Here is a 12,858-nt window from a genome sequence, read left to right as displayed (position 1 = left end):
GCACCACCAGAACGAACCACGGATTCTATGCGGCTTGTGATGAGGGCTTCAATTAAACACAACAATTGAGAGAGCCCCGCTCAACGCCGGGGTTTTGTATCCCGTTCAGGACCAAATGGGGACAGCCTGAGAGCCTGTCGGAGATAGATTTTCTGAAACGAAGAATCAACAACTTGCAAGGAGCGCTGTGTCTGTAAGTTGTTGATTCCTGGTTCGGGAATCCTTCACTCCGACAGGCTCCTGACCTCCGCGATTATTTTTTCGTAGATGACGCAGTTTAGGCCGTCCCCAATTTCCCCGCGGGAACTGCCTCAGCCCAAGATGCGTAGATTTCGGCAACCCGCATCTTGCGGAGGAGGCTCACTTGTATCCGAAAAGATCGCTGCACATCTCCTTATTCTTAGTCTCTGTCCTTCTTGGCTCGACTGCCCAGGCGCAGTCGAACGAGCAATCCGACGCTCTCTTTAAGCGGTGCAGTCGCTCGACACCCAGCTCTTCGATGCCTACAACCACTGCGATCTCGCGAAGCTTGGCGGGATGGTGTCAGACGACCTGGAGTTCTATCACGACAAGACGGGGCTGTCGGTGGGTAAGGCGCCGTTTATCGCAGCCATCAAGCAGAACATCTGCGGCAAGCTGGAGCGAAGGCTGGTAGCGGGATCGCTCGAGGTGTATCCGCTCAAGGATTATGGCGCGGTGGAGAGACCGGCTATCGGCTTTCGGCCATCGGCTTTCGGCTAAACAACACCAAGAGTAACCCGAGCCACGAGGCTGCGAAGGCCGGGTGGCGCACGCTTAGGAAAGGGCAGCGGCTTTTGACGTTCGACCTGCGGTTCAGGGAAGGGCATCGGCTTCAGCCGTGCCGTTATGGGAATTATCTTTATCTTCGGCTTTAGCCGCTGAGGTAAAGGTTTTTGTTTCAGAATGAAACGCGAGACCTCAGGCGCTAAAGCGCAAAACAAAAAAGGCTTGCGCTGTGACGGCACGACTGAAGTCGTGCCCTTCCCTAGACCTCGTTCACTTCGAAAGCGAACGATTCCCGCTGCGGGCGGTGCATGTTTAGGTACCCCTCGCCTAACGGGCTAGTCATTTCATGCAAAAGGGGTCAGCATGCGCGTATGGCAACAAAACTCAGCTACGATTTCTTCATCCCTTCAGCGTTCAAGAGCGCCGATTTTTCGGCCGCGCTGCAAAAGCTCCTCGACACGCCCATGCATCAGCGCCGGGTTGATTACGGCGCGTTCTACTTCGACGTGTCAGACGCAGAAGCTCGAAACGGCCAGACGGTTGGACTGGTTTCGAGGCACCGGATGCGAAATCTGCCGCCGACCGGTGATTCGCGGACCGGCGCGCTTGATCGGCTCACTCTCTCGGATCACCAGAGCGTGGCGGAGCCTTGCGCCTTTCTTTATGACTCAGAATTGAACATTGTCGTGTTCCAACGGTCGCCTCATGTGAGCCACGCTGCGTTCGCCCGGCTCGTCAACTGGGCTGCGGACACTAGTTTCGTCTTCCTACCAGTTCTGAACGAAGATGCGATGACCCGTCTGGAGAAACTGCACAAGCCGCGACGGTTCGTCCTGACAGTCGCATCCCCGCAAGCTGCTGAATACTTTGACGATCTAGAGTCCGGCCTGAAAGGGCTGGCTCCTTTCCTCCGAGAGCTGGCGGGAGGGCGCGTCCGAATTGAGGTCGGCGTGCTTCCGAAATCTCACTACTTGTCCAAGGACGCCATCCTGCACACGGTCGGAGCTCTGCTCGATCGGCTGAACGATGAACACCTTGAGAAACTCGAAGTGGACGGCGAAGACGAGGCGGGAAACAACCACGTCGTGGATTTCATTGACGGCCAATTCAGAGGACATGAGGCGCTGGCCGCGACCGCGCCACGCCACACGGATATCGCCCTGTTGAAGGACTCAATCGGAAAAGCGTTCGACACCAGCCGTGTCTACCTCTCCACCCAACTCCGATCGCGCGCCGCTCAGCCAGTCGAACGGCACCAGGCGCAGAAGAAGGCTGCGACTCACGTTGATTGGGGCTTCAACAACAAAATCTCTTCCATGCCTGAGGGTAAGATCCTGCGCTTATGCCTGCTTAAGCCCGCGTTAGTGCACTGGAGTATTGATGGCTGGGCGACCTCGCATGATACGAATACCCGAGACACCGAGCCTGGCGACTACATCGTGGATTTGCCAACCAAGGACATGACCGCAGGCGACGAGATCTGCTTTACCTTTTACTGGCTCACAGAGAACAAGTGGGAGGGTGGGGACTACAAAATAACCGTTCATCCGCGGAGAGTACCAGAAGCGGAAGCCCTTGCGACGGACCTCGTTCCCGTTCATTTGGGCTGGCATAGCAATTCTCGCTTCGAGGAAGTGGGAAAGAGATAATTAAGAGTGAAGCGCAGTTCGCTGGTCCTGCGCAAACCAACCCCATCAATAGTTGACACGCTATTTGGTTCGATCCCCCTTTTCTCCCCCAAATCACTTTCCGAACAACATCTTTCCCCCTAAGCTTCCCTGATAGATGAGCGCGAGGACTGCGATCAGCGCACAAGCGAGATATGCGAAGCTGGGGGAAACCCCACGTTTGTGAATACTCCAGCGCCAGAGAGCGAGCACAACGAACAGCACGGCCGCCGAGGTTCCCAGCCATTGGTGCACGGTGATCAGGTTCGCTGGCAAAGCGGAGCCCAGCGCATGCTTCCACCACCATCCTGCCGCAGCAGTGAGTGGAGTAAGCAGCGCAGCGTACAGCACCATCCACCATGCCGCGTTGTGCAGGCTTTGACGCCGGAAGATGCGGCCGAGTACGTCGCTCAAAAAAGCTAAAGGCAGCAGTGCCGCGGTGAAGTTTACGAGAATCGGATGGAGCTGCTCGGGCTGCGTCGGGGGCGAGAATTCGAGGGTGGTAGCGCTCCGTTCACCTCCGGTGGTGGCCGCATTAGCATGCGGGCCCTGTTCCGCCGCTGTTTCCACCATCAACTTCGCCATCATGTTCGGATGCGGGCGGCAATGGTACGCAATTGCTCCCCCGTTTTTGGCGGTCATCTGCCATGAGCCGCCGGGAGCGATGAGTCCCGAATCGAAACTTCCGTCATCGGCAGTAACGGTATGGGAAAAGATGTCCTCGTTTTTCCACTCGACTGTCTCCCCAGTATTGACAGCCATTTGTGGCGGATCAAAATGCATCTGCCTGATGACGACGGTATGCTGTGCGCTGCTGGCAGGCTGAGCAGACTGGGCGCCAAGGGACACTGCAGAAAGAACGGCTACCGCCACTACCGTCAGGAGAAATCCGCGAGCCTGCAGTCGCGGCGGTGCCGTGGGTGAAGCGCTCAATTGATGCACTCGAAGCGCGCATTGCGATCGTTAGTCATGCTGCTGATTGCCGACTCCTGCTCGCCAATGTGGCAAAGCCCGGATTTTAGCTGCCACCCAATGACTGCTGCAGTTGCTGCGCATGTTGCATGTGTCCCTGCAACAGCGGAGCCGCACCTTCGAGCGCCGACTTCAGCTCGGCATTCTGGGCATTCGGAATCAGCGTCTTGGTTGCCGCGTCGATCACCGCCTGGTGATAAGCGACTTCGTGAGACGCATATTCCTTGTCAAAGGCCTTGCCTCGCAAGCCCCTGAGTTTCTTCGACTCATCCGCAGCCTGCTGCTTCAGTTGTTTCGACGTGTCGCTCGCTTCCGCAGTAACCCCCAACTTCTTGGCGAGATCGTTCACGGACTTCTCCAGGTTGGTGTGATCTGAAATCATCTGATTGGCGAATTCTTTTACCTGTGGATTCTTCGTCTTTTTCAAGGCGAGCTTCGCCTGATCCATGTCAATCTGGTTCGCGGCTTGAACGATCCCCACAATTTGAGGATCGGTAGGAGCCTGCGCGTAGGCCTTGAGAGTTCCCGCTCCCAATAGCACTGTGGATGTAAACACCGCTGCAAACCAAGTCTTATTGATGTTCAATTTTGTTCTCTCCCTTCGTAATCGAGTTTTGCGCATGTTACGGGCTGCTAGTCCAACGACTCTGACTAATTGAGTCGCGGCGAGTGGAAAGGTTACACAGACAGGTGAAGTTTTGCTGGGCTGGGTTCCGGGCAGCAACGCAAACAGCGCGTTTGCCAGGAGCCCCCGAGTCGGGCCGAGTGCCGCACTCTGCCTTGATTTTCGCAGGCGTGGCTTCAGGCGTGGCTTCGGTTCTGCCTTTTGTTTTGTCCGATGCCCAAGCTATGGAAACGGGGACAGAAGGGAAGTTATCACTCGTTGTCTGACGGTAGGCTCCCAAAACAGGAAACGTTTCGTCTCCCCGTTTCGCGGCAGAGCTCGCTTGCTGGCGAGAGGGCTATTCACCGGTGCTGTAAGCCGGTCTAAAGTTATTAGTAGGAAACGCCAGGTGTTTTGCTCAAGTAGACGTCCGTGTTTAATTGTTTCAACATGAAGTCCGCCACATCCTCCCGCGATATTTTGGCCTGAATGGACTTTTCAGAGGCGTCGAATCCACTACGGTAGATCCCGGTGCGTGGGCCATTTGTAAGTGCGCCAGGTCGCACGATTACCCACTCCAGATTGCTCTCCTTAATGAGCTTCTCCTGGACTTCTTTGTCTGCGAAAATGTTCCTCAGTAGGATAGGAATCAACAGGTAGTTATACAAAAATCCAAGTTGTCCTCTGCTGTCGCCAATGCCAAGGGAAGACTCACAAACGAAGCGCTTCACGCCCAGCTTTTCCATCGCTCGTACGATATTCTTCGTGCCTGCAGACAGCGTAGTTTTACGTCTGAAAAGCATGAGAATGGCGAGGAATGGGACGCCGATTCGGACGAGCCATCCTGCTGGCCCGAGCAGGTGGAATAATCTGGCAATGACCTGACAAAAGATCACAATGGCAATGAGGGGCATAGCCTTGACCCCGACACCGAGGGCTGATAGTGCGGCATCCTGGCCCCTCATCGCACTCTCCACCGAGTTGTACTCCAAAATGTCACCCACGACACGCAGGTTCGGGTGTGCGATCGATACCTGGGAAGGATCGCGTGCAAAGGCAGTCACCATGTGTTCCTGTTCGAGTGCCTGTTTAACCAGCGCTCGACCCGTTCCGCCAGTAGCTCCGAGTATGAGTAGATTCATGCTCCTCCTGTCGGCTGGGTAGACTCGAAGCGGCGGGGCAATCTCACACCCCAAAAGCCGGGGAAAGACGGGAGATTATCACAGTCTTCGGAGGATAAGCTCAGCTCCCAAAACAGGAAACGCTCCGCTTTTCCCCAGGTTTTTCCGAGGGTTTATCTGGCGAGTCTCTCGCTTCGATCCACTATCGTTCAGTCTGGTGGTTCTCATTCTGGTGACAGCCGGTCTAATGGCATGCTTCTGGCCGGCGCTCCGCGCCGCCTCGTTGAATCCCATGGTTGCGCTGCGGCATGAGTGACCCGACGGAAAGAACCCGCCTGCGACCTGTTCTGACCCTTCAACTAGCGAAGGGTGCGCCACCCGGGCGATTCACGCTGCACCGCGCGGGCGGCCGGCATGGATTGACTTCGAGCTTCAGCTCTCAGTAACATCGCGTTCCTAGCTCTCAACACGATCCTTCCAAAACGTAAAAGATAGTAGGGGAATTTCCATGCAGTGGGCCAAGAATCTTCTCTTCTTATTATTTTTGCTGGTCATCAGCGCTTCCGCACAAAACGCAAACACAGGTACGGTTTTCGGCATTATCAGCGATCCATCTGGCGCCGTAATTCCGGCCGCAACTGTCAGCCTGCACGATAACGCGACTGGACAGGACCGCTCGGCGACTACGAATGAAGTTGGCCGGTACAATTTTGCCAGCGTGGCGCCCGGCAACTATTCGGTTAAGGCTACCGCTGCGGGATTCAGGTCGACTGCTTCGAGCGTCGCAGTGGAAGTTGGAAAGTCCTTTACGGTTAATCTCGAGCTCGCCGTCGGACAGGCCTCCCAAACCGTCGAGGTGACAAGCAACAGCGGCGCGGATTTGCAGACGCTTGACGCCACCGTAGGTGAGACTCTGGGCGGCAACACCTTGCTGCTGCTTCCTTCGCAGCAACGCAGCGTTTCCAGCTTACTGCTCTTGCAGCCTGCCTCTGCACCATTGCAGCAGGGCAATCAGGGCAGCTCGCTCGGCGGACAGGTCGCCGGAGCGCAGAGCGATCAGAACACCATCCTGCTCGACGGCAGCAACATTACCAATGGCGTCTCGGGCAATTCCGATTACTACACCAACTTCCGCGGCGGTCCGGAAGGACCGATTCCCACGCCCGCCGAGAGCATCCAGGAATTCAGGGTTTCGACCAACAATCCGAATGCCAGTTTCAGCGGCTCGGCGGGAAGCCAGGTGCTGCTGGTGACCAAACGCGGCACGAATACTCTTCACGGCTCGGCTTACGAGTACTTCCAGAACTCGGCGCTGAATGCCAACACTTGGGACCGTAACTTCCGCAGTCAGCGGCGGCCGCAGAGTAAAGACAACCGCTATGGCGGGAGCTTCGGCGGCTACGTTCCCGGAATTCCTGGAGAGAACAAGACTTACTTCTACGCCAATTACGAAGGACGCAAACTTTCGCAAATCACGCAGATTCAGAAACTGGTGCCATCGCCGACTCTGCGTCAGGGCATTCTGCGTTTTCGCGATACCAGCGGCAACATCGTTTCCTATAATCTGGCGACCTCAACGCAGTGCGGGAGTGCCGGAACGGGAAAGTGCGATCCGCTCGGACTCGGAATCAGCCCGGTTATTTCGCAGATATGGAGCAAGCTGCCGGCGGGCAATGACACGTCGAATACCAACGCGGACGGCCTGAATACGCTGGGATTCAGTGGTGCGGCGAACCTTCCTATTAAGGAAAATTTCGGAGTTATTCGCGCCGATCATGATCTGTCGAAGAACTGGCAGGTGATGACCAGCTATCGATACTTCGAACAAGACGCCGCGGTGGATAAGCAAATCGATATCGGCGGATTGCTGACCGGCGACGTGAGCGGAAACCCCAGGTCAGCGGCTTCGATTCCGCGGCAGCCACGGTACTTCGTTGCCGGCCTCACCGGACAACTTAAGCCGAGCATCACGAATCAATTCAACTTCTCTTACCTGCGCGACTTCTGGCAGTGGAATACGGCGGGCGCAGCTCCTCAGGTTGCGGGCGTGGCGGCAGCGCTGCAGATCGGAGGCGAAGCGCAAAACACCGCTTTAGTGCCGATGAACGTGGACACAAATAGCGTCCGCACGCGTATGTGGAACGGCCACAACTACGATTACCGCGACGACGTTTCCTGGCTCGCGGGCAATCATCTGTTCCAGTTTGGCGGATCCGCCGCGCGTTCGGCGGTGCAGTTCAACCGCAACGATGGTCAAGTCTCCTCGCTGACGCAGACCGTGTATCAGATCACTGCCAATACGGGCATTCAGATTCCAGCCGCTAATTTGCCGCCAACCTGTTCGGCAACCGTGACAACAAACTGTCTGCCCTCGAGTCAAACCACCAACTGGAAGACGCTCTATGCGTCTTCTCTCGGCCTGGTGGACTCAGCGAACGTTCTGGGAACGCGCGACTCGCAGCTTCAACCTAATTCTCTGGGGACGCCAACCAACAACGATGTGCGTTATGACGATTACAGCCTGTATCTGAACGATGCATGGCACATCAAACCTTCGCTGACGCTCAACTTCGGTCTGAACTGGTCTTACGACACACCGCCGCTCGAGATCACAGGTAAACAGTCGATGATGGTGTTCACTCAGGGCGGAAACATCGTTACGCCTGTCTCTTATCTTGCTGCACGCGCCCAGGCGGCGCCGCAAGGCCAGATCTACAATCCCGAAATCGGATTTGCGCCAATCAAGAGTTTGCATCGCAAATATCCATGGGATGCAGTCTGGGCGGACTTTGCTCCGCGCGTTGCCGCGGCGTGGAGCCCTCATTTTGGAGAGGGATTCCTGGGCCGGCTTCTTGGCGAAAACAAGACCGTCATCCGCGGTGGCTATTCTCAGCTTTACGATCGCCTGAACGGCGTGCAGAAGGTGATCAATGGATTGCAGGGCGTTGGCTTCCAGCAGACACTGACTTGTCTTGGACCTGACACTACAGGCTCCTGCCTCGGCAGTCTTGCTACCACTCCGACCACTGCGTTTCGTATCGGCGTGAATGGGAGCAGCGTAGCGACACCTCCGATCACTGCGCTGAGCACGATTCCACTGATTCCTGGTACGGCGGCGATTGCGGATGCAAATCAGAAGTTTATTCCGCAGACCTTCCAGATGGATCCGACGTATGCGCCTGGCAGGAACCATGAATTCGATTTGACGATTCAGCGAGCGCTCTCAAACACCAGCGTTCTCGAGATCGGCTACATCGGTCACATCGCTCATGGAATTTACTCGCCGCTTCAGCTTGACCAGGCCCCATTCTTCATGACCTCCGGCGGCCAGAGCTTCGCGCAGGCCTACGACGCGGTGGGAACCGCCCTACGAGCAGGCACACCCGCCGCATCGATACCAAATCAGGCGTTCTTTGAATCGATACTTGCGGGCAGCAGTTTGTGCAAGCCGAGTTGCACTCAAGGTGTGATTGCGAAGGCGAGCTCGAATTTCACCGCTCAACAGGTCTTCACCTTGTGGAATGCCATTCAATCGAGCTTTATCACGGGGCCTGCGACGGCTGCGATCAACCAGGTCGGCAACATGTTTTTCTGGGCCAGTGAGGGACACGCAAATTACAACGCCGGCTTCATCGCCCTGCATGAGCGCAATTGGCGGGGACTTACCCTCGATGCCAACTTCACCTACTCACACTCACTCGACAACACGGCGGGCGGAATCCAGGACGTCGATCGCACCGTGCCCAATTCCTACAATCTCAATTACGGTTATGGCACCTCAGCATTTGACCGCAAGTACGTGCTTAACGTTCTTGGCACCTACGCCGAGCCTTTCGGCAAGAATCCCGGGATTATCAATCACCTGATTCGTGACTGGTCGTTCAGCCCAATCTTCGCGTGGTACAGCGGCCTTCCGCTGAAAGTGGGTGTGGGATCGAGCCAGGAATTCGGTCAGACTTCCTCGGCAACGGCGAGTGCGGTAGCGCTGGCGCCCGATACCTTCGGTAACAGCGTGCACTCCGGCGTTACCGGAGACACAGCTACGAACGTCGCGACGAGCGGCAATCCTGCCAAAGGTGGAACCGGCCTGAACCTCTTCGCCAATCCGACCGCCGTGTACCAGTCCTATGCTCCCATTCTGCTGACCCAGGTCACTAATGGAAACTTCAGCGGAAATCTGCGCGGCATGGCGCGCTGGAATCTCGATTTGGACATCGCACGCAAGTTGCAATGGACGGAGCGGGTGAGCAGCACACTATCATTGCAAATGTTCAACGTCTTCAATCACGTTCAGTTCGCCGACCCTACGCTGTCGCTGCAATCTCCGCAGACCTTCGGCGTATTAGGTACACAGCTGAACCAGCCGCGTGTACTCGAACTGGGACTGCACATCGATTTTTAGATGATCGCGATCGCGAGTGCCGATCAATGGAGAAAACCCGGGGCCAGGACGGGACGTTATCACTTGTTGTCTGCGGATAAGCTCCATTCCCGAAACAAGAAAACGTTCCCTTTCCCCAGGCTTTCCTTTTTTTTGTGACTTCAGTACTCTCCCTTTCGATATCCCAGCTGAAGTAGCATTTGCGATAGCTCCAGGCACAATTGTTTGGCTCCACTCCCGTCGATCGGCCCAGAAATGCTACAAAGCGCTCCACACCCGAGGCTCCTCATCACCCACAAAGACGCTGCACACGTCTATGGCGTCTGCTCGCTCTGCGAACACCGCTTGCATGCCTTCATACGCAACACGGAAGAAGAGGCCAGGCTGCTTTTAAACCGTAGCTTTAAACAACACTGTCGTGGGCGCCACGAAATGATTCTCTCCATTCCAACCAAGGTTTCCACGCCTCGTCGTAGCACCCGCGTGGCAGCCGACATACTTATCGAAGTGCAAGGTGAGAGATTCGCGTATGCGGGCGAAACCGTCATGGTGAACCTGCACGGCGCACTGATCAGGATCGCTGCTTCTCTCAAACTCGGAGAGCGCATTACCTTGCACCTGCACAATACTGGAAGATCTGCGGCTGCCGCAGTTGTGTTTGCGGATTACGAGGCGTCTCACTTTGGCATTGAACTTGAAACTCCTGAAGACATCTGGGGCATGCCCGACCCGCCTGCCGATTGGACACCATCAATGTCTTGACTGACCGTACCTGGGCAATTGCCGATCTTAGTCACGACGATGACAGCGAAGCTTACCGGTCACGTCCTGCGTGCTTTTTTGGGACTTGAGGATTTTTTCGGGAGCAAGAGAGCATCTGCTATGTGGCCGTAGATCGAGATTATTCCTGTCTGTCACCGGGTTTTCTGTTCGCGGGTCGATGGTCCAGGTCAGCCAGGAGAGATGCTCGCTAGCAGCTCCGGTCTTGCGCACTTTTGTGCATCATAGTGGCATCAAACTTGGACATGCCGAACCGCAAGAACAAGGTGATTCTGCTGGTTGAGCCCGAGCAGCGGCTTTCGTCTTTGAAGCTGGTGCTCGAGACCGAGCAGTACAACGTTCTGACCGCAACAGATGTCGACGACGCGCAGAAGCTGATCTCCCGTTTCCCATAAACTGTGTGTTGATCGATGCGGATGTTACAACAGCGAATTACGACTGCCGCGCTGTTGCAAAACAAATCAAGGACCAGCGTTCGGATGTTCCTCTGATTATGCTCTCGACAAAATACTGGTCAACCAAAGACGCCTGTGAGGGAGCAGACTACCTGATTTCGAAGGGCGATTCTCCCGTGGTTGATTCGCGCCATTGAGAAGATCTTGGGTGACCCCCAGCCCGAAGTCACTGTCGCTCCCGGAAATGACTCCAAATGAACTGGAAACTGCGCACGTCGCTGGCCGAACATCGCCGAGAGTAGGGCACCTCCGCAACTCAACTGAGCGTGTTCCCGACGAAGAACCCAAGCGAAAAACGACTCCTGTCGCTGTTCTCTGCATCTACCTGGAATTCCCACAAAGGAAAAAACAGACCCAGGAGAAAGGGTGTGCCACCTTCCAGAGATTTCGTATTGCGAAATTTTACATGGTGGCGCAGAGCTGGCATTTTGTGCGCATCCATGAGTTTCATGTCTCGCGAGTGAACGAGCTTCTAAGGCATTGGGCGCTGTCGGCACTCGACCACCCGGCACTGGGCTGACACGAACCAGAGGTTTTGTGTTCAGATTCGAGGCTTAGCGGCTGCCAGGCTTCGAAGCTTGGAGACACCCGGCATCGCTCGCACTTCTAACTGCTTTCTTTGAGTTTCTTCAGCGCGCCTTCGTAATTGGAAGTTTGGGCTTTCAAGTTGGCTGGTATATTGCGCAGGACGATTTCCCAGTTCGCGATCGCATTGCTCTTATCGCCTACGGCGGTGTAGCCACGCGCGAGTCCCAGGGACGTCCAGAATTTGTCGTCTGGATGCTTCTGCTGGTTGAAGGCAAAGATTTTCATCGCCTTATCTTTTTTGCCGCTGCGAAGCTGACGCACGCCATAGCCGTAGACCTCAAAAGCTTCAGTACCCGGCAAAGTAAATGCTCTTTCCATCACTTTGTCAGCATCGCCTTCGCGCCCCATCGCGTCCAGCACCGCTGCTTTGGTCTGCAGCGTGGAGAAGCCTTCATGGCCAACGGTGGCCCCGCGGAAGGGGGACGAGATCGCCTTCTCGGCCCAGATCAATGCCTCCTGCAGGTTGATCTTGTGATCGGCGCAGAATTGCGCGGCGGTCTGCCAGTCTTCATAGCGGAAGCCCGGCCACGTCTCGAGCTGCTGACGAATCTTGGCGATATACAATTCGTTCACATTCGGCACCTCGATCTTCAACGGAATTCGTTTCTTCTCCCATTGCAGGAATGCGACAGCTGAATCCGGATGTCGCTCGTCGAAGCCGTAGGTGAGAAATTCGGTGAAGGGAGCATCTTCCAATTGTGTGGGAACGCGAAGCACGTCGTCTTTGGCGTCGTACTGGAAGCTTCCCCAGCCCAGATGGCGGTTAAGTATCCAGAACGAAGGACCGGATTTTTCCACGTCGAGAAAAAGGGCGTACGTGCCCGCCTTGAGATCCTTGCCATCAACCTTTACGTCCTCCGAGAGCGTGATGGTCGTAGTCTCATTCGCACCCGCGCGCCACGGCGTACTCTGACTCGGCCCAAAGCCTTCGTCCACAAAGCCGTAATGCACTAACTCACCCCAGATGTGTCCTGTGCGATCGTTGGCCGCGGGATTGTGAACGTGCGGGCTGTGGTACTCAATGGAAATCTTGACGGGGCCGACCCACTGTGAGACCTCCGCGCGCTCCTCGTCGCCGTTCGGAGGAGTGGCCAGTTCGGATGTTTCCTGTGTGAAGGAAAAGGTGGCTGTCAGGACAATAAAGAGAAGGGTTGCGATTTTCATGGGAGCACCTGGGCTGTGGGGCTGCGTCAGGAGCGTTAGACTCACGTACTCTCAAACTGTTAGCTTGCGTTGACTCAAGTTGCTGGAGAAAAAGCTGTCATTCATCACCAAGGGTGAGAAGGTTGTCCCAGCTGGCGACTTATACAGACCCTGGCTGCCCCGTCCTTTTGTAATTCCCATTTCAGTTCCAAGCAGGGGCTGCCCCAACTTTCCCGCTGTTCCGGGGCACAAGTGAGTTCTATGAAACATTCGCGGATTGGAAGAGGTTCCGCCTCTCCCGACTGGTCGCTTTGTACTGCTAGAGAAACTGTCACCCTGTCCTTGGTTGACCGTCCCATTTTGGCCAGGCCTAACGAACTAACCATGTGCGCATCAGCGA

General features: G+C 55.8%; 10 protein-coding genes and 1 pseudogene. 7 read left to right on the top strand and 4 right to left on the bottom strand.

What is annotated here, in order from left to right; translation table 11 throughout:
- Positions 1 to 471 precede the first annotated feature (471 nt).
- Together DMG62_20195 and DMG62_20190 are read left to right on the top strand one after the other, a co-directional pair.
- Positions 472 to 741 (top strand): annotated as a pseudogene (locus DMG62_20195) (hypothetical protein).
- A 377-nt stretch (positions 742 to 1,118) separates the two neighbouring features.
- Complete coding sequence (locus DMG62_20190) at positions 1,119 to 2,396, top strand: hypothetical protein (GenBank protein ID PYY21149.1); 1,278 nt, start codon at positions 1,119 to 1,121, stop codon at positions 2,394 to 2,396.
- Between the two features lie 93 nt (positions 2,397 to 2,489).
- Here DMG62_20190 and DMG62_20185 read toward each other — a convergent pair whose 3' ends face one another.
- The 3 genes from DMG62_20185 to DMG62_20175 form a co-directional block, all read right to left on the bottom strand.
- Positions 2,490 to 3,356: a hypothetical protein gene (locus tag DMG62_20185; GenBank protein ID PYY21148.1), complete on the bottom strand. Its 867-nt coding sequence runs from the start codon at positions 3,354 to 3,356 to the stop codon at positions 2,490 to 2,492.
- Positions 3,357 to 3,432: 76 nt separating this feature from the next.
- Complete coding sequence (locus tag DMG62_20180) at positions 3,433 to 4,008, bottom strand: hypothetical protein (GenBank protein PYY21147.1); 576 nt, start codon at positions 4,006 to 4,008, stop codon at positions 3,433 to 3,435.
- Between the two features lie 374 nt (positions 4,009 to 4,382).
- A complete protein-coding gene (locus DMG62_20175; protein PYY21146.1) occupies positions 4,383 to 5,132 on the bottom strand; it encodes a hypothetical protein in 750 nt (249 codons plus the stop codon).
- 487 nt (positions 5,133 to 5,619) lie between these two features.
- Here DMG62_20175 and DMG62_20170 point away from each other — a divergent pair, with 487 nt between their 5' ends.
- From DMG62_20170 to DMG62_20150, 5 genes are all read left to right on the top strand, one after another.
- Positions 5,620 to 9,513, top strand: coding sequence for a hypothetical protein (locus DMG62_20170; GenBank protein PYY21145.1), 3,894 nt, complete (start codon positions 5,620 to 5,622; stop codon positions 9,511 to 9,513).
- A gap of 411 nt (positions 9,514 to 9,924) precedes the next feature.
- Positions 9,925 to 10,254: a hypothetical protein gene (locus DMG62_20165; protein PYY21144.1), complete on the top strand. Its 330-nt coding sequence runs from the start codon at positions 9,925 to 9,927 to the stop codon at positions 10,252 to 10,254.
- A 233-nt stretch (positions 10,255 to 10,487) separates the two neighbouring features.
- A complete protein-coding gene (locus DMG62_20160) occupies positions 10,488 to 10,667 on the top strand; it encodes a hypothetical protein (protein ID PYY21143.1) in 180 nt (59 codons plus the stop codon).
- Between the two features lie 5 nt (positions 10,668 to 10,672).
- Complete coding sequence (locus DMG62_20155) at positions 10,673 to 10,864, top strand: hypothetical protein (GenBank protein PYY21142.1); 192 nt, start codon at positions 10,673 to 10,675, stop codon at positions 10,862 to 10,864.
- Positions 10,865 to 10,911: 47 nt separating this feature from the next.
- Positions 10,912 to 11,247 carry a hypothetical protein gene (locus DMG62_20150; GenBank protein ID PYY21141.1) on the top strand — a complete coding sequence of 112 codons (336 nt, stop codon included), beginning with the start codon at positions 10,912 to 10,914 and terminating at the stop codon, positions 11,245 to 11,247.
- Between the two features lie 86 nt (positions 11,248 to 11,333).
- Here the strand turns inward: DMG62_20150 and DMG62_20145 are convergent, their stop codons facing one another.
- Entirely contained in the window at positions 11,334 to 12,479 is a 1,146-nt protein-coding gene (locus DMG62_20145; protein ID PYY21140.1) for a hypothetical protein, read from the bottom strand.
- Between the last annotated feature and the right edge of the window lie 379 nt (positions 12,480 to 12,858).

The organism is Acidobacteriota bacterium (genome assembly GCA_003225175.1).
Lineage (GTDB): Bacteria > Acidobacteriota > Terriglobia > Terriglobales > Acidobacteriaceae > Gp1-AA112.
Note: the sequence above shows the minus strand (reverse complement) of the source record. Positions and strands in the feature narration are given on the sequence as shown.

Bases quoted from the DNA above. Each gene is read 5' to 3' on its own strand.
- DMG62_20180 (PYY21147.1), bottom strand. From the start codon at position 4,008: ATGCGCAAAACTCGATTACGAAGGGAGAGAACAAAATTGAACATCAAT.
- DMG62_20175 (PYY21146.1), bottom strand. From the start codon at position 5,132: ATGAATCTACTCATACTCGGAGCTACTGGCGGAACGGGTCGAGCGCTG.
- DMG62_20190 (PYY21149.1), top strand. From the start codon at position 1,119: ATGGCAACAAAACTCAGCTACGATTTCTTCATCCCTTCAGCGTTCAAG.
- DMG62_20150 (PYY21141.1), top strand. From the start codon at position 10,912: ATGACTCCAAATGAACTGGAAACTGCGCACGTCGCTGGCCGAACATCG.
- DMG62_20145 (PYY21140.1), bottom strand. From the start codon at position 12,479: ATGAAAATCGCAACCCTTCTCTTTATTGTCCTGACAGCCACCTTTTCC.
- DMG62_20165 (PYY21144.1), top strand. From the start codon at position 9,925: ATGATTCTCTCCATTCCAACCAAGGTTTCCACGCCTCGTCGTAGCACC.
- DMG62_20170 (PYY21145.1), top strand. From the start codon at position 5,620: ATGCAGTGGGCCAAGAATCTTCTCTTCTTATTATTTTTGCTGGTCATC.